This window comes from Paraburkholderia edwinii, from assembly GCF_019428685.1.
Classification (GTDB): Bacteria; Pseudomonadota; Gammaproteobacteria; order Burkholderiales; family Burkholderiaceae; genus Paraburkholderia; species Paraburkholderia edwinii.
Window position 1 is genome coordinate 370,322 of the sequence record NZ_CP080095.1, and the last position, 22,558, is coordinate 392,879.

Here is a 22,558-nt window from a genome sequence, read left to right on the forward strand (position 1 = left end):
GCGCGTTTGACTGTGCCGTCAGCGGAACGCGCTTCGACGCCCGCGCACCACGTGCTGCGGGCCATCTGGCTATTCGTCGCAAAGGAACCGGTGCTTGCGATTCTCGCGCTCGCACTGATTCTGCTGCAGATTTTTCACCCGCGCGCATGGATGTCGCTGCCGTCGCTCGTCGACTGGCAGACCGTGTCGACGCTGACCGGTTTGCTGATATTGACGAAGGCTGTGGAACGATCAGGATTCCTGATGTGGTCCGCGCATCGCGTCGTTCACCACATTCATACAGAGCGCGCGCTCGCGTGTCTGCTGATCGGTCTCGCCGCCGCATTATCAACACTCCTGACAAACGACGTCGCGCTGTTCGTCGTCGTGCCGCTTGCGTTGTCGTTGCACAAGCTGACGCCGTTGCCGCTCAGACGTCTCGTCATCTTCGTTGCGCTCGCCGTGAACGCAGGTTCGATTCTGACGCCGCTCGGCAATCCTCAGAATCTGTTTCTCTGGCAAACAAGCGGCGTATCGTTCGGCCGCTTCGTCTGGGCGCTCGCGCCATTGTGCGCATTGCTGATGGCGATGTTGTATGTGATGACAGCAGTGTCCTTCCGCGGCGTACCGCTCGATCTGTCGAAGGACGTCGAGCCGCATCCGGTCGACCGGCCGCTCGTCAGCGTGGCCGCGCTGCTGTTCGTCGCATTCGTCGTGCTCGCGGACGCGCATCGACCGGGTATCGGCCTTGCGGGCGTCGCGCTCGGATTTCTGATCTGGCGCCCGTCGATCGTGCTGAAGATCGACTGGCTGCTGCTGATGATCTTCGTGCTGATGTTTATCGTTCTGCGTAGCGTTGCCGCCTTGCCGTTCGTCCATCAGTCGGTCAGCGCGTGGCACCTCGCGACACCATTAAGAACCTACGTAGCAGGCGCAGTGTTGTCGCAGGGCATCAGCAACGTTCCCGCTGCGATCATGCTCGCTGAATTTTCAAAAGACTGGCGCGCGCTCGCGTTCGGCGTCAGCGTCGGCGGCTTCGGTTTCGCGATCGGCTCGCTCGCCAATCTGATCGCGATGCGGCTCTCGAACGAACGCGGCATGTGGACGCAGTTTCACCTTTTTTCGGTCCCGTTCTGGCTGGTCGGTGGCGCGCTCGGCGCATGGGTTTTGCTGCATTTCTGACACCGACTCACGCTACATATCGCGTGTGCAGGATGGTGAAAAAACTTCGAAAAGCGCCCGGCTTCGGGGCATCCGCAGGTCGCTTACAATCGCCAGCCGATTCATTCAAAAGAAGCATATTTTCGTATCGCGAGACAGGTTCCCGCGGTATTTATTGAGCACCCTAAAGTCTTGAATTGGTTGCAACTATCGCTTACAATCGCCCGGATTTATTTGCTAGGCACCCCCGTAAGCGGTGAGTAAGCTCGCGGGCTGAACAGAACTTGGCGGGACACTGCAATGGCGGTACAAAAGTCGGGCGCGGCGTCGCATCAAGCGCCGAAGCAAAGCGACGACGAACACCGTACTGAGCATGGCGTCTCTGAGACGGCTTCAGATTCATCTAAAGTTCAGCGCGTTGTCGAGGATACTGAGCGGCGCACTGAGCACCACGATGCGTGGGATGTCGAGCAGCAAGATAACAATATCGTTCCGCTCACTCGGGCAGAGGCAGAGAAGCTATTCGGCCCGAACGTGAGTCGTCCATCGCGCGTCACGCCTTACAAGGTCGTGGCGGCGCAAATGGTTTTGTCCCTGGGTGCGACGCTGCTGTGGTGGCTGTTCTACAAGCCGCCGGGCGATGCTGCGCTGTCCGCATTTCTCGGGGGAGCGATTTGCTGGGTGCCGAGCGCGTTGTTCGCGGCACGTCTGAAGAAGTTGAGCGGCGCTGAGACAGTGATGAGCTGGATGATCGGCGAAGCGCTCAAGATGGGGGCGACGATCGCGATGTTCGTCGCCATCGCGTACGGGTATCACGGCGTGCAGTGGGTTCCGCTGCTCGTGACTTACCTGGTCGCGCTCAAGACGTACTGGATAGCACTAGCCTGGCGGTAACGAAGGTCAAGCGAAGGTAAAGAACACTGGCTGACGCGGCAACGCGTCGCCGAATGGCGTGCGGGCTCGAGACGGTCCGCACCGGGTCGGCCTGCGACGCGAACGGCGGCGGGCGGCCTGGAACGATTTTCGACAATTTGGGTGGCAATAAAGATATGGCAGCTAGCGAAGGAACGCGCGCTCTGGATCCGTCCGAGTACATCGCGCATCACTTGCAGAACTTCTCCACCGAGCATCAGACGTCGATTTTCGACATTCATGTCTGGAATCTGGACACGCTCTTCTGGTCGATCGTCTGCGGCCTCGTCACCATCCTCATCCTGCGCCTCGCTGCGCGCAAAGCCACGCCGGGCGTGCCGGGCCGCTTCCAGTGCGCGATCGAGATGCTGGTCGAAATGGTCGAAGACCAATCGAAATCGATGATCCACGGCAATCGCCGTTTCATCGCGCCGCTCGCGCTTACGGTATTCGTTTGGGTCGCGCTGATGAATGCGCTCGACTTCATCCCGGTCGACCTGCCGGGCCGCGTGATCGGCTGGCTGGGCCTGTCGGAAATCATTCCCCATCATCGCATCGTGCCGACGGCAGACCTGAACGGCACGCTCGGCATCGCGCTCGGCGTGTTCGTGCTGATGATTTACTACAACTTCAAGATCAAGGGCGCAGGTGGCTTCGTGCACGAGCTGCTGTCGGCCCCGTTCGGCGCGCATCCGCTGCTGTGGATCCCGAACCTTGCACTGAACATCATCGAGTTCGTCGCCAAGACGGTTTCGCTCGGCATGCGGCTCTTCGGCAACATGTACGCGGGTGAACTGCTGTTCCTGCTGATTGCCCTCCTGGGCAGCATCTGGAACTTCGGTGCGGACACGACGGTGCTTGGCTTCATCGGCCATGTGATCGCGGGCAGCGTGTGGGCGATCTTCCACATCCTGATCGTTCTGTTGCAGGCGTTCATTTTCATGATGCTGACGCTGGTGTATATCGGCCAGGCACACGACAGCCACTAACCCCGGTCCTGTCGGCTAAAAGAATCGCTTTAATTTTTCTAAATCCCAGTTCCAAAAAGACTTTTCACAAAGGAGTGATCATGCAAGCTTTCATCGCCAACATCCAGGGTCTGACCGCCATCGGTATCGGCATCATCATCGGCCTGGGTGCAATCGGCGCCTGTATCGGTATCGGCCTGATGGGCGGCAAGTACATTGAAGCGTGCGCCCGCCAGCCGGAACTGATGAACCCGCTGCAAACGAAGATGTTCCTGCTCGCAGGTCTGATCGATGCGGCGTTCCTGATCGGCGTTGGTGTGGCCATGCTGTTTGCGTTCGCGAACCCGCTGCTGTCGAAGCTGGCAGGCTGAGGTTCCTCGGAACTGCGCGCCTGACCTATAACAGGAATGGCGCTAAGCGGAACGGGTACTGGGCGCTGATCGAGCACTGATTCGATGAGCGCCTTGCCATTTCCCGTCTCCCCGTCCGAACTAGCAACATTTAAGGAAACACCGTGAATCTCAACGCAACTCTGTTTGCGCAAATGGTCGTGTTCCTGATCCTCGCGTGGTTCACGATGAAGTTCGTGTGGCCGCCGTTGGTCAATGCCCTCGACGAGCGCGCGAAGAAAATCGCCGATGGCCTGTCGGCCGCCGAAAAGGGCAAGGCGGAACTCGAAGCCGCGCACAAGCGCGTCGGCGAAGAGCTTGCGCAGGCTCGCAACGACGGCCAGCATCGTATCGCCGAAGCCGAAAAGCGCGCCGTAGCAGTCGCTGACGAAATCAAGGCGCAGGCGCATGCCGAAGCCGCCCGGATCATCGCTCAGGCGAAGGCCGATGCCGACCAGCAAATCGTCAAGGCGCGCGAAACGCTGCGCGGTGAAGTGGCGGCGCTTGCGGTGAAGGGTGCCGAACAGATCCTGAAGCGTGAAGTGAACCAGTCGGTTCACGCCGATCTGCTGAATCAACTCAAAACCGAGCTCTGATCATGGCCGAACTTGCCACCATCGCCCGTCCGTACGCTGAAGCGCTGTTTGCCGTCGCGCAAGCGGGCGACGTCAACGCCTGGTCCACGCTCGTGCAGGAACTGGCTCAGGTTGCGAGCTTGCCGGAAGTCGAATCGATCGCGACGAGCCCGAAGGTGGGCCGCGCGCAGGTCGTCGACCTCGTGCTGGCCGCGGTGAAGTCGCCGCTCAAAGACGACGCGCAGGCAAAGAACTTCGTGCAGATGCTGGTCGACAATCACCGGCTGCCGCTGTTGCCGGAAATCGCGACGCAGTTCGAAGCGCTGAAGAACGCACGCGAAGGCGCGGCTGACGCGCATATCGTGAGCGCATTCCCGCTCGAAGGCCAGGCACTGAACGAACTCCTCGCGGCGCTCGAACGCAAGTTCAAATGCAAGCTGAAGCCGACCGTCGAAGTGGATTCGTCGCTGATCGGCGGCGTGCGCGTGACGGTGGGCGACGAAGTGCTCGATACCTCGGTCCGTGCGCGGCTCGCCAGAATGCAGACGGCGCTTACCGCGTGATTTTGCAGACGTCGGCGCGTGGATCGCAGAGCCGCTGGCACGCAACAGAATTGACTATCAGGAGCGAATAATGCAACTCAATCCCTCTGAGATCAGCGAGCTGATCAAGAGCCGGATCCAGGGCCTTGAAGCGAGCGCAGACGTTCGCAACCAGGGCACTGTGATCTCCGTGACCGACGGCATCGTGCGCATTCACGGCCTGTCGGAAGTGATGCAGGGCGAAATGCTCGAATTCCCGGGCAACGTGTACGGCCTCGCGCTGAACCTCGAGCGCGACTCGGTCGGCGCGGTTATTTTGGGCGAATACGAAAGCATCTCGGAAGGCGACATCGTCAAGACGACGGGCCGCATTCTCGAAGTGCCGGTCGGCCCGGAACTGGTCGGCCGCGTGGTCGATGCGCTCGGCAACCCGATCGACGGCAAGGGCCCGGTCAACGCGAAGTTGACCGACGCGATCGAAAAGATCGCCCCGGGCGTGATCTGGCGTAAGTCGGTGTCGCAACCGGTGCAAACGGGTCTGAAGTCGATCGACTCGATGGTGCCGATCGGCCGTGGCCAGCGCGAGCTGATCATCGGCGACCGTCAGTGCGGCAAGACCGCGGTGGCCGTCGACACGATCATCAACCAGAAGGGCAAGGACCTGATCTGTATCTACGTCGCGATCGGCCAGAAGGCTTCGTCGATCATGAACGTGGTGCGCAAGCTCGAAGAAACGGGCGCGCTCGAATACACGATCGTGGTCGCCGCTTCGGCGTCGGAATCGGCCGCGATGCAATACCTCGCACCGTATGCCGGCTGCACGATGGGCGAATACTTCCGCGACCGCGGGCAAGATGCGCTGATCATTTATGACGACTTGACCAAGCAAGCGTGGGCATACCGTCAGATCTCGCTGCTGCTGCGCCGTCCGCCGGGCCGTGAAGCGTATCCGGGCGACGTGTTCTATCTGCACTCGCGTCTGCTCGAGCGCGCCGCGCGCGTCTCGGAAGAGTACGTCGAGAAGTTCACGAAGGGCGAAGTGAAGGGCAAGAGCGGCTCGCTGACGGCACTGCCCGTGATCGAAACGCAAGCCGGCGACGTGACCGCGTTCGTTCCGACGAACGTGATCTCGATTACCGACGGCCAGATCTTCCTTGAAACCGACCTCTTCAACGCAGGTATCCGCCCGGCGATTAACGCCGGCGTGTCGGTGTCGCGTGTCGGCGGTGCAGCACAGACGAAGGTCGTGAAGAAGCTGTCGGGCGGTATCCGTACCGACCTCGCGCAGTATCGTGAACTGGCAGCGTTCGCGCAGTTCGCGTCGGACCTCGACGAAGCAACCCGCAAGCAGCTCGAGCGCGGCCGCCGCGTGACGGAACTGCTGAAGCAGCCGCAGTACCAGCCGCTGCAGGTGTGGGAACTGTCGGTCGCGCTGTTCGCCGCGAACAACGGTTACCTCGACGATCTGGACGTGAAGGACGTGCTCGCATTCGAGCGCGGCCTGCGCGAATACCTGAAGACGAGCCACGCCGATCTGATCAAGCGCATCGAAGATAACAAGGACCTGTCGAAGGACGACGAAGGCGCGCTGCACGCGGCCCTCAAGGACTTCAAGAAGTCCGGCGCTTATTGATCCGATCCGCGCGAGACATAACCGGACCTCGAAGCAGCGCGGGCAACTGAAGCAATGAAGTAAGCCCGCGCGGTTTCGATCAAGGAGCAAGCAATGGCTGGAATGAAGGAAATTCGCGGCAAGATCAAGAGCGTGCAAAACACGCGCAAGATCACCAAAGCGATGGAAATGGTCGCCGCATCGAAGATGCGCCGCGCCCAGGAGCGCATGCGCGCTGCCCGTCCGTACGCCGACAAGGTCCGTGACATCGCCGCGCACATGAGCCGTGCGAACCCCGAGTATCGCCATCCGTTCATGGTGGCGAACGAGGGCGCGAAGACGGCCGGCTTCATCCTCGTCACGACTGACAAAGGTCTGTGCGGCGGGATGAACACGAACGTGCTGCGTGCGTCGCTGCAGAAGTTCAAGGAACTCGAAGCTGAAGGCAAGACGATCGACGCAACGGCGATCGGCAGCAAGGGCCTCGGCTTTCTGAACCGTCTGCGCGCGAAGGTCGCATCGAACGTCGTGCAGCTTGGCGACACGCCGCACCTCGAGAAGCTGATCGGCGCGGTGAAGGTGCAGCTCGACCTGTATTCGGAAGGCAAGGTCTCGGCGGTGTACCTCGCGTACACGCGCTTCATCAACACGATGAAGCAGGAGCCGGTGATCGAGCAGTTGCTGCCGCTGTCGGCCGAACGGTTCGAAGCGACCGAAGAAGGCGACAAGACGACGCCGAAGACGTCGTGGGACTACATCTACGAGCCGGACGCGCAGACGGTAGTCGACGAACTGCTCGTGCGTTATGTCGAAGCGCTGGTCTATCAGGCCGTCGCGGAAAACATGGCGTCGGAACAGTCGGCACGCATGGTCGCGATGAAGGCCGCTTCGGACAACGCGAAGACGGTCATCAACGAGTTGCAGCTGGTGTACAACAAGAGCCGCCAGGCCGCGATCACGAAGGAACTGTCGGAGATCGTCGGCGGCGCCGCGGCAGTCTGAGCGTAGCGACGACCGGCGCAAAGCGACCGTAAGCAATCGAAAGCGACCGCGCAAAGAAAACAGGCTGCGGGCAACCAACCGCGCCGTAGCGCGAGTGAAGAATTGAGTATCTAAAGGAAAAGCGATGAGTACAACTGCTTTGGTAGAAGGCAAGATCGTACAGTGCATCGGCGCGGTGATCGACGTGGAATTCCCGCGTACGCACATGCCGAAGGTGTACGACGCGCTCATTCTCGAAGGTTCGGAGCTGACGCTCGAAGTCCAGCAACAGCTGGGCGACGGCGTGGTCCGCACCATCTGTCTGGGTTCGTCGGATGGTCTGCGCCGCGGCGTCGTGGTGAAGAACACCGCGAAGCCGATCAGCGTGCCAGTCGGCAAGCCGACGCTGGGCCGCATCATGGACGTGCTGGGCCGCCCGATCGACGAAGCGGGCCCGATCGCGAGCGACACGATGCGCTCGATCCACCAGAAGGCGCCGGCGTTCGACGAACTGTCGCCGTCTACTGAGCTGCTCGAAACGGGTATCAAGGTTATCGACCTGATCTGCCCGTTCGCAAAGGGCGGCAAGGTCGGTCTGTTCGGCGGTGCAGGCGTGGGCAAGACCGTCAACATGATGGAGCTCATCAACAACATCGCGAAGGAGCACGGCGGTTACTCCGTGTTCGCGGGCGTGGGCGAGCGTACCCGTGAGGGCAACGACTTCTACCACGAAATGAAGGACTCGAACGTTCTCGACAAGGTCGCGCTGGTTTACGGCCAGATGAACGAGCCGCCGGGCAACCGTCTGCGCGTCGCGCTGACCGGCCTGACGATGGCCGAGCACTTCCGTGACGAAGGCCTCGACGTGCTGTTCTTCGTCGACAACATCTACCGTTTCACGCTGGCCGGTACCGAAGTGTCGGCACTGCTCGGCCGTATGCCGTCGGCAGTGGGCTATCAGCCGACGCTGGCTGAAGAAATGGGCAAGCTGCAAGAGCGCATCACGTCGACCAAGACCGGTTCGATCACGTCGGTGCAGGCCGTGTACGTGCCTGCCGATGACTTGACCGACCCGTCGCCGGCAACGACCTTCGGCCACCTGGACGCAACGGTCGTGCTGTCGCGCGATATCGCGTCGCTCGGTATCTACCCCGCGGTGGACCCGCTCGACTCGACGTCGCGCCAGATCGACCCGCACGTGATCGGTGAAGAGCACTACGGCATCACGCGTTCGGTGCAGCAGACGCTGCAGCGCTACAAGGAACTGCGCGACATTATCGCGATTCTGGGCATGGACGAACTGTCGCCGGAAGACAAGCTGTCGGTCGCGCGCGCTCGTAAGATCCAGCGTTTCCTGTCGCAGCCGTTCCACGTCGCGGAAGTCTTCACGGGCTCGCCGGGCAAGTACGTGCCGCTGAAGGAAACGATTCGCGGCTTCAAGATGATCGTCGAAGGGGAATGCGATCACCTGCCGGAGCAGGCGTTCTACATGGTCGGCACGATCGACGAAGCCTTTGAAAAGGCCAAGAAGATCCAGTAACGGTTGACGCGTCGGCAGGAAGGCGCGGTTTGATGGCAGTGGCGGGCGTGAGTGGGTTTGCATTGCACACACACCGCCGCAAAACCTGCATCGCGCCGTACGCATCACGCTCAACCAGGAGTCGAGACTTTATGGCAACTATCAAGGTAGACGTCGTCAGCGCGGAAGAGGAAATCTTCTCGGGCCAGGCGAAGTTCGTTGCGCTGCCGGGCGAGGCGGGCGAGCTCGGCATTCTGCCGGGCCACACGCCGCTCATCACGCGGATTCGTCCGGGTGCGGTGCGCATCGAGGCTGAGAACGGCGAAGAGGAATTCGTGTTCGTCGCCGGCGGCATTCTCGAGGTGCAACCGGGCGCAGTGACGGTTCTGGCCGACACCGCGATTCGCGGCAAGGATCTCGACGAGGCGAAGGCCGAGCAGGCTCGCAAGCGTGCTGAAGAGGCGCTGCAGAACACCGGCTCGAACCTTGAATACGCGACCGCGCAAGCGGAGCTTGCGTATGCGACGGCTCAGCTCGCGGCGATCCAGCGTCTGCGGAAACTGCGCGGACAGCACTGAAGTATCGAAAGCAGCAACGTCGTCGAGTAACGCGACGAAGGTGAAAAAGCAGCCCTTGGGGCTGCTTTTTTATTTGGGCCGCGTATCGGTGTTTCAGCGTATCGGCGCTCCGGCATCTTCGGCGCATGCCCGAAAGGTGAGGGAAAGCCTCGATGCCGCGTACGGTTCGCCCGGCGCACAATCTTTTCGCCGCCGATTTCCCTGAGCGGGCATCCCTTCCAGCATTCACGTTGCACGAGACCGAACGAGGCGCCAACGCGCAAACGTCGGCATGAGCTTCAGTCGACTCAAAAGCAGGAGGCAATCATGCAAGCGGCAGGCACCCCCGCGCAGATCGCGCCCAAAGACGGCCTTTCCTACGTTCGCGGTTCGACCGATGCCCCGCTTAGCACCGCGACCGTCGGCCAGTTCCTGCTCGACACCGCGCGACGCTTTCCCGACCGGCCCGCCGTCGTATTTCGCGAGCAACGCATCCGTTGGAGCTGGCAGGAGTTCGCCGACGAAGTCGACATTCTGGCGTCGGGTTTCACAGCGCTCGGCATCGGCAAAGGCGACCGCGTCGGCATCTGGTCGCCGAATCGCGTCGAATGGGTGCTTACGCAGTTCGCCACCGCGCGGATCGGCGCGATCCTCGTCAACATCAATCCGGCCTACCGGCTCGCCGAGCTCGAATACGCGCTGAACAAGGTCGGCTGCAAGGCGATTGTCGCGGCGGAGCGCTTCAAGTCGTCGATGTATCTCGACATGCTTGCTCAGTTGGCGCCGGAACTCGCGACGCAACCGCCCGGCGACTTGCGAATAGCGCGCTTGCCCGACCTGCGTATCGTGATTCGCGTATGCGACACCGAAACGCCGGGCATGCTGTGCCTCGCCGAGGTGATCGAACTTGGCCGCGAGACGCTCGATACCGCGAAGCTCGACGCCATCACTGCAAGCCTGTCGCCGCACGACCCGATCAACATCCAGTTCACGAGCGGCACGACGGGCAGCCCGAAAGGCGCGACGCTGACGCATAGCAATGTGGTGAACAACGCGCGCTATATCGCGATGGCGATGCGACTCTCGGAGCAGGATTCGCTGTGCATTCCCGTGCCGCTTTATCACTGCTTCGGCATGGTGCTGGCGGTGCTCGCGTGCGTGTCAGTCGGCGCGAACATGGTGTTTCCGGGCGAAGCATTCGACCCGGCAGCGACCTTGGCCGCCGTCTCCGAAGAAAAATGCACCGCGCTGCACGGCGTGCCGACGATGTTTATCGCCGAGCTCGACCACCCCGACTTCGATAGCTTCGACCTCTCGCATCTGCGCACCGGCATCATGGCCGGCTCGCCGTGCCCGATCGAGACGATGAAGCGCGTGGTCGCGAAGATGCATCTGTCGGAAATCACGATCGCGTATGGGATGACCGAGACGAGCCCCGTGTCGTTCCAGAGCTCGACCACCGACCCGCTGGAAAAACGCACAACGACGGTCGGCCGCGTGCAGCCGCATCTCGAGGTGAAGGTCGTCGATCCGGCGGGCAACACCGTGCCGGTTGGCGAAACCGGCGAGTTGTGCACGAAGGGCTATTCGGTGATGCGCGGCTACTGGAACGACGAGGCGAAAACGCGGGAAAGCATCGTCGACGGCTGGATGCATACGGGCGATCTTGCCGTGATCGATGCCGACGGATACTGCAATATCGTCGGCCGCCTGAAGGACATGCTGATTCGCGGCGGCGAAAACATCTATCCGCGCGAGATCGAGGAATTCCTATTCCGCCATCCGAAGATTCAGAGCGTCCAGGTGTTTGGCGTGCCCGATCCGAAATACGGCGAGGAAGTTTGCGCGTGGATTGTCTTGCGCGCGGGCGAGCAGATGACCGCGGACGATGTCCAGGCGTTCTGTCGCGAACAGATCGCGCACTACAAGGTGCCAAAGTACATCCGCTTCGTCGACGAGCTGCCGATGACGGTGACCGGCAAGGTCCAGAAGTTCGTGATGCGCGACCGGATGATCGAAGAATTGAAGCTGACGGCCGGCAAGACCGCCTGAATGAGCACGGCGGCAAGCACGAGAAGAGAGCGACGGGAGGACTGCCGGAGCCGCAGATGCAAAAAGCGCGTCGGGACACGACGCGCTTGAGATACCGCTTGAAAACGCCAACCGCTGCAGCGCGCAAACGTTTAGCGAGGCAAAAAAAAAGCGGGCCTGGAGCCCGCTAAAAACCACACGCTACGGGGTTAGCGCGAGGAGACCAAAGGAGGAATCGACTGGACGACGAATTTCGGTCGACCACGACTCCAACAGGGATGCCCCTTCTCAGGGACCCGGCAATCTGCCGACCGGCTTGATGAAAGATGTCCGCTCACACCACACAACAAGCCACATCCGTGTTGAACCCGTGAGAGGCATTGTGGGCGAATTAAACCAGGAACGCGGTAACAAAGTGTTTCAGGTTGTAACGCCCGCCAGATAAGGCTCTCCGGGATTTTTTGCCGTTATTTTCCGGATAAAAGATCATTTTTACCGAACGACCGAAAGCGATTAAATCGCTATTTGCTAATTTGAGTTGCGCCGCATATTGCACTGCTACATGGCGCATGCGCGGCGGGCATTTTTGCCGTGAATGAGAAGGTCTGCGTGGGGAGTTGGTTGAAGCGTAGTCGCTGCAATACGTTTTGCAAGGTCGGAAACGGCCGTTCGTGAAAAATGATGCAACGCAACCGCGCCTTTAGCCGACGGCGGTGGCGGCAGAAGACCCCTGAACTCAAGACAATGAAGCGCTCAATAACGAGCGCCCCACGGTTACAGGTCCACCGGGCAGGTTCGACCCGCTACCGACGACACACCGCGCCCTATCGGAGTTACTTCAACCATTTATCGGAAATGGCCTGATATTCACCGCTTTCTCGCCCAAGATGCAGCCATTGGTCGACATATTGCTGGAAAACGACGTCGCCGCGCGGCACCATCCACGCTTTTTCTCCGTATTGGAACGGCTTGTCCGGGTGGACGGAGCAGAGGCCGGGATTGAGCTTCTGCTGCAGCAACGTCTCGGATGCATCGGTGACCATCACGTCCGCCTTGCCCGCGAGGATCTGCTTGAACACCGTCACGTTATCCGGATAGACGGTCAGCGCTGCGTGCGGGAAGTGCTGCTTGGCAAACCGCTCGTTCGTGCCACCCGGGTTCACGATGACGCGCGTCGACGGCTGATCGATCTGCTCGACCGTCTGGTATTTCCTGACATCGTCGCAACGCACGATCGGCGTTTTGCCGTCGACCTGATACGGCCGCGTGAAGAACGCGCGCTTCTGCCGGTCGAGCGTCGTCGATACACCGCCGATCGCGATGTCGCACTTGGCGACGAAGTCGTTCGTCAGGTTCGGCCACGTCGTCTTGATGAACTCCGCCTTCACACCGAGCGATTTCGCGAGCGATTCGGCCATGTCGATATCGATGCCTTCGAACTGGCCGTCCTGCCTGTAATACGAGTAGGGTTTGTAATCGCCGGTCGTGCATGCGCGCAGCGTGCCGCGCGCGATGATTTCATCGAGCCGCGACCGCGACTGCGGCGAACCGGCGGCCGCGACCGTCGACGGTGCTGCCGCCTGGGAAGTTGCTTGCGCATACACCGGACTCACACCTGACAATGCGCCGGACAGCACACAGGAAAGCGCGCCTGCGAACGTGTACGACAGCGCGCGCTGCGAAAGGGAAAACGCCTTGCTCATGGGATCTCCTCAATAAGGCCCGCTCATTCTACGTAGCGGGCGCTGAAAACCGTCGCCGGCGCGGCAAACTCGTCAGTGCCGGGCAAAAGATGCTCCGTTCAGACAACCGACGGCCGGCTTGCGCGATGCAAACGCCGGTGCACAGACCGGCGCAACAACGACGCTAGTACGCGCTCGCCCGGCGCACATCGAAACAGGCATCGATACAGAGGCATCGCGCGGAAATCGATACAGACGCATCGATGCACGGGCGTCGATACACAGGTATCGACACACCCATCAGCACACGCATCAGCACAGGCATCGACAAGCGGAAGCGCGCGTTGCCACACCTCAAGGCAACCGACAGCTGACGCCAGCCCAACACCCTGTCCGGTAGAATGGCTCTTTGCTTTAAGCCTTAAGGCGCACGCGACGTGGCTCAACAACTGATCAATGACACCTTTCTGCGCGCGCTGCTGCGCGAGCCTACCGACTACACGCCGATCTGGCTGATGCGACAGGCTGGCCGCTATCTGCCCGAATACAACGCGACACGCGGTCGTGCCGGCAGCTTCCTCGGCCTCGCCAAGAATCCCGATTACGCAACCGAAGTGACGCTGCAGCCGCTCGAGCGCTATCCGCTCGATGCCGCGATCCTGTTCTCCGACATCCTGACGATTCCGGACGCGATGGGCCTCGGCCTCGAGTTCGCCACCGGCGAGGGCCCCAAATTCGCCCGCCCGGTGCGCACCGAAGACGACGTCGCGCGCCTTGCGGTGCCCGATATCGACGCGACGCTGCGCTACGTCACCGATGCGGTGAGCCAGATCCGCCGCGCGCTGACCGATGCGCAGGGGCGCCAGCGCGTGCCGCTGATCGGCTTCTCGGGCAGCCCATGGACGCTCGCGTGCTACATGGTCGAGGGCGGCGGTTCGGACGACTTCCGCACGGTGAAGTCGATGCTGTACGCGCGGCCGGATCTCATGCATCGAATTCTCGATGTAAACGCGCGCGCGGTTACCGCATACCTGAATGCTCAAATCGAAGCCGGCGCGCAGGCCGTGATGATTTTCGACACGTGGGGCGGCGCGCTCGCGGACGGAATCTATCAGCGCTTTTCGCTGCATTACATCGAACAGATCGTGAGCGCGCTCAAGCGCGAACACGACGGCCGGCGCGTGCCCGTCATCGCGTTCACAAAGGGCGGCGGCCTGTGGCTCGAAGAAATCGCCGCGTCGGGTGTCGATGCGGTCGGTCTCGACTGGACCGTGAACCTCGCGCGCGCGCGTGAGCGCGTCGCGGGCAAGGTCGCGCTCCAGGGGAACATCGACCCGTCGGTGCTGTTTGCGCCGCCGGCCACGATCCGCGTCGAGGCGCGCGCCGTGCTCGACAGCTACGGCAATCACCCGGGCCACGTGTTCAACCTCGGGCACGGTATTTCGCAGTACACGCCGCCGGAGCACGTCGCGGAACTCGTCGACGAAGTGCATCGGCATAGCCGGGCACTGCGCGCGGCGGGTCAGATGTAGGCAATCAGGACTGCGTCAAAGTGATGACAGTTTTGTTGCGTCGCAATGACCTGGGCTCTCGCCTTAAGGGGAAAATTACATTCCACACGCCGTCGAATGGCGTTCTGCTGGTTGTCAAGGCTTGACTTATACACATTAATCACGCTGCGGCGCGGTAGAAGTCGACGACGCCAGATTGTGCTTGCCAAACGTCCGAACTTCGTGTGAATGCCTTAGCCAGTAAGGGTTTGACCGGGGCCGGAACAAATGTGCGGGAAACCACAAAAAGCGCGTGCGGACGCCGTTTGCGGGCATGCAAGGCGAAGTTCTCAACAAAGTTATCCACAGGACCCGGAAGCAGCCAATTGTTCTGCCGAATCCAAAACTTAGCGCCAAATGTGATGTTTCACTTTAAGTTCGGTGAGCCCGGCCGCGCGTGTCCATTGTCTGTGCTGATTCCCGCATCGGCGTCATCGCGGCGCATCGGCTGGTGAGCCAGATGTTCGTCCGGGTCGCGCTCGACCACCCGCTGCCCACACTTTTCGACTACCGCTGCGAGACCGAGGCTGTCCCGCAGCCCGGCATGCTTGTCAGCGTGCCGTTTGGCAAACGGATGGTGGTCGGGCTCGTCTGCGAAGTGGCCGCCCACAGCGAGGTGCCGGAGGATCGGCTGCGCTCGGTGGATAACTTATGCACCGCATGTCCGCCGCTGTCGGCGCAATGGCTCGAGCTCGCGGCGTTTGCCGCCGATTACTATCAGCGCGGCCTCGGCGAAGTCGCGTTGCCGGCACTGCCGCAGGCACTGCGCGATGCGTCGCGATGGACGCGATTGCTGGCGCCTGAAGAGCGTTATCGGCTGTTGCCCGCGGGGCGAGATGCGTTGCCCGATGCGTTGCCGGCGCGCGCAAGTGCGCTGCGGCGGCTGGCGGATGAACTTGTCAGCGCAGGATGCCTGTCGGCGGCCGATGCGCGGGCGCTGCATCCAAAGGCGGTGGCGACCCTCGACGCGTGGCGGGAGAAAGGCTGGGTTCAGCTCGAGGTGATCGAAGCGGCCGCGGTGAGTATTCCTGTGCCGACAACCGCGTCGACCGAGGAGACCGAGGCGACTGGCGCGACCCCGCCAGTCGGAACGCACGCAACAAAATCGGCGACTACAACAATAGCGACCGAATCGCCCATGGCGGCGGCGCAATCGACGCTCGACACCCAGTCCCCCAACGCATCAATCGACGCGGTCCAGGCGTCCGGCGCACTCCCGGTCCTGACCGACGAACAATCCGCGGCCGTCTCCGCGATCCACGACGCCCACGGCTTCGCCGCATACCTGCTGCACGGCGTAACCGGCAGCGGCAAAACCGAGGTCTATCTGCGCGCGTTGGCCGCGTTGCTCGCTGTGGACCCCACCGCACAAGCACTGGTGCTGGTGCCCGAAATCAACCTCACGCCGCAATTCGAGGCCGCCTTCCGCGCCCGCTTCGCCGCGCTCGACGAGGGCGCGATCGTCACGCTGCACAGCGGCCTTGCCGAAGGCGAACGCGCGCGCAACTGGTTTGCCGCGCATACCGGACGCGCGCGCATCGTGCTCGGCACGCGTCTCGCGGTGCTCGCGTCGTTGCCGCGCCTCGCGATCATCTGCGTCGACGAGGAGCACGACCCCGCGTACAAGCAGCAGGAAGGTCTGCGCTATTCGGCGCGCGACCTCGCGATCTGGCGTGCGAAGCAACTGGGCATTCCGGTCGTGCTCGGTTCCGCGACACCATCGCTCGAAAGCTGGTGGCAAGCCGACCAGGGCCGCTACAAACGGTTGACGCTTGCGCGTCGCGCAGTCGCCGATGCCACGCTACCGGCCGTCAAACTGATCGATCTCGAAGACGAACGGCGCCGCGGCCGCGCATCGACCGAAGGCCTGTCGGGTCCGCTGATCGCCGCGCTGAAAGCGCGTCTGGAGCGCGGCGAACAAAGCCTCGTGTTCCTGAACCGGCGCGGCTACGCACCGCAACTCGCCTGCGATGCATGCGGCTGGGTCGCAGGCTGTCCGCGCTGCAGCGCGTACGTCGTGCTGCACAAGCCCGAACGCGCGCTGCGCTGTCATCACTGCGGCTGGGAGTCGCGGATCCCACGCGCGTGCCCCGAGTGCGGCAACGTCGATATCGCACCGCTTGGACGCGGCACGCAACGCGTCGAAGAAACGCTTGCGACGGTGGTGCCCGGCGCGCGCGTGCTGCGCATCGACGCCGACAGCACGCGTCGCAAAGGCAGTGCTCAGGCGCTGTTTTCGGATGTACACGCGGGCGAAGTCGATATCCTCGTCGGCACGCAGATGGTCGCGAAGGGTCATGATTTCCGCCGCGTGTCGCTGGTCGGCGTGCTGAACGCGGACATGGCGCTGTTCTCACACGACTTTCGGGCGGGCGAGCGCCTCTTCGCACAACTGATGCAGGTCAGCGGCCGCGCGGGCCGCGCCGGTCTGCCCGGTGAAGTGCTCGTGCAGACGCGCTATCCGCGGCACGCGCTTTATCACGCGCTCGCGCGACACGACTACATCGGCTTTGCGAACGCCACGCTTGCCGAGCGACGCGATGCGCATCTGCCGCCGTTCGTCTACCAGGCGATGCTGCGTGCCGAAGGCCGCACGCTTGAAGCCGCGTTGGCGTTCCTGCAGCAGGCCGCCGAGGCGCTGCATGAGATTCCCGCCGCCGAACGCGTGACGGTGTACGACGCCGTGCCGCTAACAATCGTCAAGGTGATGCATGTGCATCGCGCGCAGCTGCTGATCGAAAGTGCGTCGCGAGCCGCGCTGCAAGCGACGCTCCGTGCGTGGCAGTCGATGCTGCGCACGCTCAAAGGCGTGCTGCGCTGGAGCATCGAGGTCGATCCGCTCGATATTTAGGTGTCGAAAACGCGCGAAACGCAGCGCGAAACGCAGTGCGAAACGAATGCGCATAGGCGTGAGAAAAAGACTGTGCTTAAGCGCGCGGACGATCAAGCGCACAATCGCATGCGCTCCGTCAATCCCTTCCGATGTCCGCGAAATCTGGGGCGCTTCCGCAAATTCGTGATTGGTTTTCTGATCGCGTCTGCGCACACTGACGGCGACCGGCGTCAAACCGTTCATCGCCTTCACAGCGGGTGTCGCGGTCAATATCGCGATCGGTTACGCGCTGTCCGCGCACGTGTTCGCGCCGTACTGGAACAGCCCGGGGCAGGGTTCGTGAGCGTCGTGGCGCCCGATCGATCCGAGCCGAGCGCACAACTGCCCGCGGAGGCTGCGAGCGCGCCTACAGACCTGACCACGCGCCGGCCGCGATGCGCCGGTTGCCGATACCGCGCCGACGATCGGCATTCCATCGAACAAAGCATTCCCGGCCTCGCTGTCTTCAGTTCAGGCTCTGGCGCGAGCGTGGCCACGACGCGGCTGTGCACGCTGCACGACCGCTTCGTGTCGCCCGACGACGCCTGCAATCAGTTCGCGCAACGGCACACGCCTTCGCGCTGACACCCGGGCCGGCCGCCTGCGCAAGCGCGCATGGCGGACCGGCACGGCACGACAGACCCCCGCGCTACCCCCGCACTACAACCTCTAATTGCAGCGAACCTTACGCGTCGTTAGCCGCGAACCCGCGCCTGGCCGGAACGGATATTCCGGCTCGGCTTACGCTCGCCACGCGCCGCGCCGCCTGCTGCGCCGCGGATAAACAGCACCGCGCACATCGCGCACATCGTCCAGATTGCTGCCACTACCCACCACTTTTCCATTTCACTTCTTCCCTGATTACCGGTCGTTTTTACTTGTCCGAAGCCACAACGTGTATTGCTTTCCTGTATAACGGCGCGCGGTGGAAATCACTTAGGGTGTCGCGCAAAGTTTCTCGCCAGGGAAAGTACCGAGCGTCGCCGGCGTGCAACCCGCACCCCGCGATTCCCGCAAACCCTTGCCTGGTAAGCGTTTGACGAAGGTGCAACCAAGCTTGCAAATTGGTTGCACCTTTTTATTGGGAGAGGTACGATGCGCCAACTTTTCAGTCTCTGGCCGGTGCCCGCGCGCCGGCGCTTCAGCATCAAGAAGGAAACATGGCGAGCACTACCCTCGGTGTCAAAGTCGACGACCTCCTGCGTTCCCGGCTCAAAGACGCCGCCACGCGCCTCGAACGCACTCCGCACTGGCTGATCAAGCAGGCGATCTTCGCGTACCTCGAAAAGATCGAGCACGGCCAGCTTCCCGCCGAACTGTCCGGCAGCCACGGCGCAGTCGACCTCGACAGCGTCAACGGCGCCTCCGACGAAGACAGCGCATCGCATCCGTTCCTCGAATTCGCGCAAAGCGTGCAGCCGCAGTCGGTGTTGCGCGCGGCGATCACGGCCGCGTACCGCCGGCCCGAACCTGAATGCGTGCCGTTTTTGCTCGGCCAGGCGCGTCTGCCGGCGAACCTCGCCGACGACGTCCAGAAGATGGCCGCGAAGCTCGTCGAAACGCTGCGCTCGAAGAGCAAGGGCGGCGGCGTCGAAGGGCTGATCCACGAGTTTTCGCTGTCGAGCCAGGAAGGCGTCGCGCTGATGTGCCTCGCCGAAGCGCTGCTGCGCATTCCCGATCGCGCGACGCGCGATGCGCTGATTCGCGACAAGATCAGCAAGGGAGACTGGCGCTCGCATGTCGGCCACGCGCCGTCGCTATTCGTGAACGCGGCGACGTGGGGCCTGATGATCACGGGCAAGCTCGTCACGACCAATAGCGAAACGGGACTGTCGTCGGCGCTGACGCGCATGATCGGCAAGGGCGGCGAGCCGCTGATCCGCAAGGGCGTCGATATGGCGATGCGCCTGATGGGCGAGCAGTTCGTGACAGGCGAGAACATCTCGGAAGCGCTCGCGAACAGCCGCAAGTACGAAGCGCGCGGCTTCCGTTACTCGTACGACATGCTCGGCGAAGCGGCGACCACCGAAGCGGACGCGCAGCGCTACTACGCGTCGTACGAGCAGGCCATCCATGCGATCGGCAAGGCCGCGGGCGGCCGCGGCATCTATGAAGGCCCGGGCATTTCGATCAAGCTGTCCGCGCTGCACCCGCGCTATTCGCGCTCGCAGCAGGAGCGCACGATGAGCGAGCTGCTGCCGCGTGTGCGCGCGCTCGCGATTCTCGCGCGCCGCTACGACATCGGCCTCAATATCGACGCCGAAGAAGCGGACCGCCTCGAAATCTCGCTCGATCTGCTTGAAGCGCTGTGCTTCGATCCGGAGCTCGCGGGCTGGAACGGCATCGGTTTCGTGGTGCAGGCGTATCAGAAGCGCTGCCCGTTCGTGATCGATTACATCGTCGACCTCGCGCGCCGCAGCCGTCACCGCATCATGGTGCGGCTTGTGAAGGGCGCGTACTGGGACACCGAAATCAAGCGCGCGCAGGTGGACGGCCTCGAAGGCTATCCGGTGTACACGCGCAAGATCTACACGGATGTGTCGTATGTCGCGTGTGCGAAGAAGCTGCTCGGCGCGCCCGATGCGGTGTACCCGCAGTTTGCGACGCACAACGCGCACACGCTGTCGGCCATCTATCACCTCGCGGGCCAGAACTACTACCCGGGCCAGTACGAGTTCCAGTGTCTGCACGGCATGGGCGAGCCGCTGTACGAAGAAGTGACGGGCCGCGACAAGCTGAACCGTCCGTGCCGCGTCTACGCGCCGGTCGGCACGCATGAAACGCTGCTCGCGTACCTCGTGCGTCGTCTGCTCGAAAACGGCGCGAACACGTCGTTCGTCAACCGCATCGCGGACGAAACCGTGCCGGTGAAAGAGCTCGTCGCCGATCCGGTGGAGGAAGCATCGAAGATCGTGCCGCTCGGTGCGCCGCACGCGAAGATTCCGCTGCCGCGTCAGCTGTACGGCTCGGAGCGCGTCAATTCGATGGGCCTCGATCTGTCGAACGAGCACCGGTTGGCGTCGCTGTCGTCGGCGTTGCTGGCGAGCGCGCATCATCCGTGGCGCGCCGTGCCGATGCTGGCCGACGACGCCGTGAACGGCGGCGCCGCGCGCGATGTGCGCAACCCAGCCGATCACCGCGATCTGGTCGGCACGGTCGTCGATGCGACGCCGGAGCATGTGAGCGCGGCGCTCACGCACGCGCTGGCCGCCGCGCCAATCTGGCAGGCAACGCCTGTCGACGCGCGCGCCGATTGCCTCGCCCGCGCCGCCGATCTGCTCGAAGCGCAAATGCATACGCTGATGGGCCTTGTCGTGCGCGAGGCGGGCAAGTCGCTGCCGAACGCGGTATCGGAGATCCGCGAAGCGATCGATTTCCTGCGCTACTACTCGACGCAAATCCGCGGCGAGTTCTCGAACGACACGCACCGGCCGCTGGGCCCGGTGGTCTGTATCAGCCCGTGGAACTTCCCGCTCGCGATCTTTATGGGCCAGGTGGCCGCGGCGCTGGCAGCCGGCAATACGGTGCTGGCGAAGCCGGCCGAGCAGACCTCGCTGATCGCCGCGCAAGGCGTGCGCATTCTGCGCGAAGCGGGCGTGCCCGCTGGCGCGGTGCAACTGCTGCCCGGTGACGGCGAAACGGTCGGCGCGGCGCTCGTTGCCGATGCGCGCACGCGCGGCGTGATGTTCACGGGTTCGACCGAAGTCGCGCGGCACATCAATAAAACGTTGTCCGAACGGCTCGACGCGGACGGCAAGCCGATTCCGCTGATCGCCGAAACGGGCGGCCAGAACGCGATGATCGTCGACTCATCGGCGCTCGCGGAGCAGGTCGTCGCGGACGTGCTGCAGTCGGCATTCGACTCGGCCGGTCAACGGTGTTCGGCGCTGCGCGTTCTTTGTCTGCAGGACGATATTGCGGACCGCACGCTCGAGATGCTGACCGGTGCGATGAAGGAACTGGCCGTGGCGAACCCGGACCGTCTGTCGACCGACGTCGGTCCGGTGATCGACGCGGAGGCGAAGCGCGGCATCGACGCGCATATCGCGGCGATGCGCGAGAAGGGCCGCAACGTCGTGCAGCTGCCGACGCCGGACGGCTGCGCGGCCGGCACCTTCGTGCCGCCGACGCTGATCGAACTCGACAGCATCGACGAATTGAAGCGCGAGGTGTTTGGGCCCGTGCTGCACGTGGTGCGGTATCGCCGCAGCGCGCTCGATAAGCTGCTTGAGCAGATTCGCGCGACCGGCTACGGGCTCACGCTCGGCATCCACACGCGCATCGACGAGACGATCGCGCATGTGATCGGCCGCGCGCACGTGGGGAACATCTACGTGAACCGCAACGTGATCGGCGCGGTGGTCGGCGTGCAGCCGTTCGGCGGTGAAGGTCTGTCGGGCACGGGGCCGAAGGCAGGTGGCGCGTTGTATCTGCAGCGTCTGCTGGCGAAGCGTCCGGCGGGCTTGCCGAAGTCGCTCGCGCAAACGCTGATCGCAGATGCGCCGGTTCAGCAACCTGCGGCTGCGTCCACGTCCGCATCGGCACAAGGCGGTGGTGCAACCGCCGGCGCGATGGCTAACGGGGCGGGCGCGGGCAACGGCGCAGCAGCGCATGACAAGCCATCCGCCGCGCTCACCGCCCTGCGCGACTGGCTCATCGCCGAACGCGAGCCCGCGCTCGCTGCACGCTGCGACGGCTACATCGCGAACGTGCCGGCCGGCGCGACGGCGGTGTTGCCGGGCCCGACCGGCGAGCGCAATACGTATTCGCTCGGCGCGCGCGGCACGGTGTTGTGTATCGCGTCGACGGCAAGCGGCGCGCGCGTGCAACTCGCCGCCGTTCTGGCGACGGATAATCACGCGCTGTTCGAAGGCGCGGCGGGCGAAGCGCTCGTGGCGTCACTGCCCGCATCGCTGAAACGCTATGCGAGCGTGAAGAAGAGCGCCGAGGCCTCGTTCGACGCCGTGCTGTTCGAAGGCGACAGCGACGAACTGCTCGCGTTGACGAAGGAAATCGCGAAGCGCCCGGGCCCGATCGTCTCGGTGCAGGGCGTCGCGGCAAGAGCGCTGGAAAACGGCGACGAAGATTACGCGCTCGAGCGTCTGCTGACGGAACGCTCGGTCAGCGTGAACACGGCAGCGGCAGGCGGTAATGCAAATTTGATGACGATCGGCTGAGCGAACCTTCGCCAATCGATTCAAAAAAACGGAAGCGGCACGGCGACCCCG

At 62.9% G+C, this 22,558-nt stretch carries 16 protein-coding genes and 1 pseudogene; 15 read left to right on the plus strand and 2 right to left on the minus strand.

All coding sequences use genetic code 11. The features are described 5' to 3' along the window. Positions 1-12 precede the first annotated feature (12 nt). The 11 genes from KZJ38_RS01580 to KZJ38_RS01630 all read left to right on the plus strand — a co-directional run bounded on the left by KZJ38_RS01580 (position 13) and on the right by KZJ38_RS01630 (position 11,247). Positions 13-1,161, plus strand: a complete 1,149-nt coding sequence (locus KZJ38_RS01580; RefSeq protein ID WP_219798488.1) for an SLC13 family permease — start codon at positions 13-15, stop codon at positions 1,159-1,161. Between the two features lie 279 nt (positions 1,162-1,440). After that, positions 1,441-2,034, plus strand: coding sequence for an ATP synthase subunit I (locus KZJ38_RS01585; RefSeq protein ID WP_219798489.1), 594 nt, complete (start codon positions 1,441-1,443; stop codon positions 2,032-2,034). A 155-nt stretch (positions 2,035-2,189) separates the two neighbouring features. Then, positions 2,190-3,041: a F0F1 ATP synthase subunit A gene (gene atpB / locus KZJ38_RS01590; RefSeq protein WP_219798490.1), complete on the plus strand. Its 852-nt coding sequence runs from the start codon at positions 2,190-2,192 to the stop codon at positions 3,039-3,041. Positions 3,042-3,121: 80 nt separating this feature from the next. Further along, entirely contained in the window at positions 3,122-3,391 is a 270-nt protein-coding gene (gene atpE, locus KZJ38_RS01595) for a F0F1 ATP synthase subunit C (protein WP_007180033.1), read from the plus strand. Between the two features lie 143 nt (positions 3,392-3,534). Continuing rightward, positions 3,535-4,005, plus strand: coding sequence for a F0F1 ATP synthase subunit B (locus KZJ38_RS01600; protein WP_219798491.1), 471 nt, complete (start codon positions 3,535-3,537; stop codon positions 4,003-4,005). A gap of 2 nt (positions 4,006-4,007) precedes the next feature. Continuing rightward, positions 4,008-4,547, plus strand: coding sequence for a F0F1 ATP synthase subunit delta (locus KZJ38_RS01605; protein ID WP_219798492.1), 540 nt, complete (start codon positions 4,008-4,010; stop codon positions 4,545-4,547). Between the two features lie 70 nt (positions 4,548-4,617). Next, complete coding sequence (gene atpA, locus KZJ38_RS01610) at positions 4,618-6,159, plus strand: F0F1 ATP synthase subunit alpha (RefSeq protein ID WP_219798493.1); 1,542 nt, start codon at positions 4,618-4,620, stop codon at positions 6,157-6,159. A 93-nt stretch (positions 6,160-6,252) separates the two neighbouring features. Then, positions 6,253-7,140, plus strand: coding sequence for a F0F1 ATP synthase subunit gamma (atpG, locus tag KZJ38_RS01615; RefSeq protein ID WP_219798494.1), 888 nt, complete (start codon positions 6,253-6,255; stop codon positions 7,138-7,140). A gap of 124 nt (positions 7,141-7,264) precedes the next feature. Beyond that, complete coding sequence (atpD, locus tag KZJ38_RS01620; protein ID WP_219798495.1) at positions 7,265-8,659, plus strand: F0F1 ATP synthase subunit beta; 1,395 nt, start codon at positions 7,265-7,267, stop codon at positions 8,657-8,659. A 131-nt stretch (positions 8,660-8,790) separates the two neighbouring features. Then, entirely contained in the window at positions 8,791-9,216 is a 426-nt protein-coding gene (locus KZJ38_RS01625; RefSeq protein ID WP_075155344.1) for a F0F1 ATP synthase subunit epsilon, read from the plus strand. Positions 9,217-9,522: 306 nt separating this feature from the next. Next, positions 9,523-11,247, plus strand: a complete 1,725-nt coding sequence (locus KZJ38_RS01630) for an AMP-binding protein (RefSeq protein WP_219798496.1) — start codon at positions 9,523-9,525, stop codon at positions 11,245-11,247. Positions 11,248-12,059: 812 nt separating this feature from the next. Here the strand turns inward: KZJ38_RS01630 and KZJ38_RS01635 are convergent. Then, on the minus strand, positions 12,060-12,929 hold the full coding sequence (locus KZJ38_RS01635; protein ID WP_219798497.1) for a transporter substrate-binding domain-containing protein: 870 nt from the start codon (positions 12,927-12,929) through the stop codon (positions 12,060-12,062). Between the two features lie 416 nt (positions 12,930-13,345). Between KZJ38_RS01635 and hemE the strand changes: the two genes are divergently transcribed. The 3 genes and pseudogenes from hemE to KZJ38_RS36330 form a co-directional block, all read left to right on the plus strand. Continuing rightward, positions 13,346-14,440 carry a uroporphyrinogen decarboxylase gene (gene hemE, locus KZJ38_RS01640; RefSeq protein ID WP_219798498.1) on the plus strand — a complete coding sequence of 365 codons (1,095 nt, stop codon included), beginning with the start codon at positions 13,346-13,348 and terminating at the stop codon, positions 14,438-14,440. Positions 14,441-14,918: 478 nt separating this feature from the next. Further along, the gene (locus KZJ38_RS01645) at positions 14,919-17,309 is read left to right on the plus strand and encodes a primosomal protein N' (protein WP_246641604.1); all 2,391 of its coding nucleotides are present in this window, start codon (positions 14,919-14,921) and stop codon (positions 17,307-17,309) included. 181 nt (positions 17,310-17,490) lie between these two features. Then, positions 17,491-17,634, plus strand: a pseudogene (locus tag KZJ38_RS36330) (putative sulfate exporter family transporter); the annotation flags it as partial. Positions 17,635-18,025: 391 nt separating this feature from the next. Here the strand turns inward: KZJ38_RS36330 and KZJ38_RS01650 are convergent. Continuing rightward, complete coding sequence (locus KZJ38_RS01650; RefSeq protein WP_219798500.1) at positions 18,026-18,175, minus strand: hypothetical protein; 150 nt, start codon at positions 18,173-18,175, stop codon at positions 18,026-18,028. Between the two features lie 315 nt (positions 18,176-18,490). On the opposite strand from KZJ38_RS01650, the gene putA reads away from it, so the two are divergent. After that, a complete protein-coding gene (gene putA / locus KZJ38_RS01655) occupies positions 18,491-22,507 on the plus strand; it encodes a trifunctional transcriptional regulator/proline dehydrogenase/L-glutamate gamma-semialdehyde dehydrogenase (RefSeq protein ID WP_219798501.1) in 4,017 nt (1,338 codons plus the stop codon). Positions 22,508-22,558 lie beyond the last annotated feature (51 nt).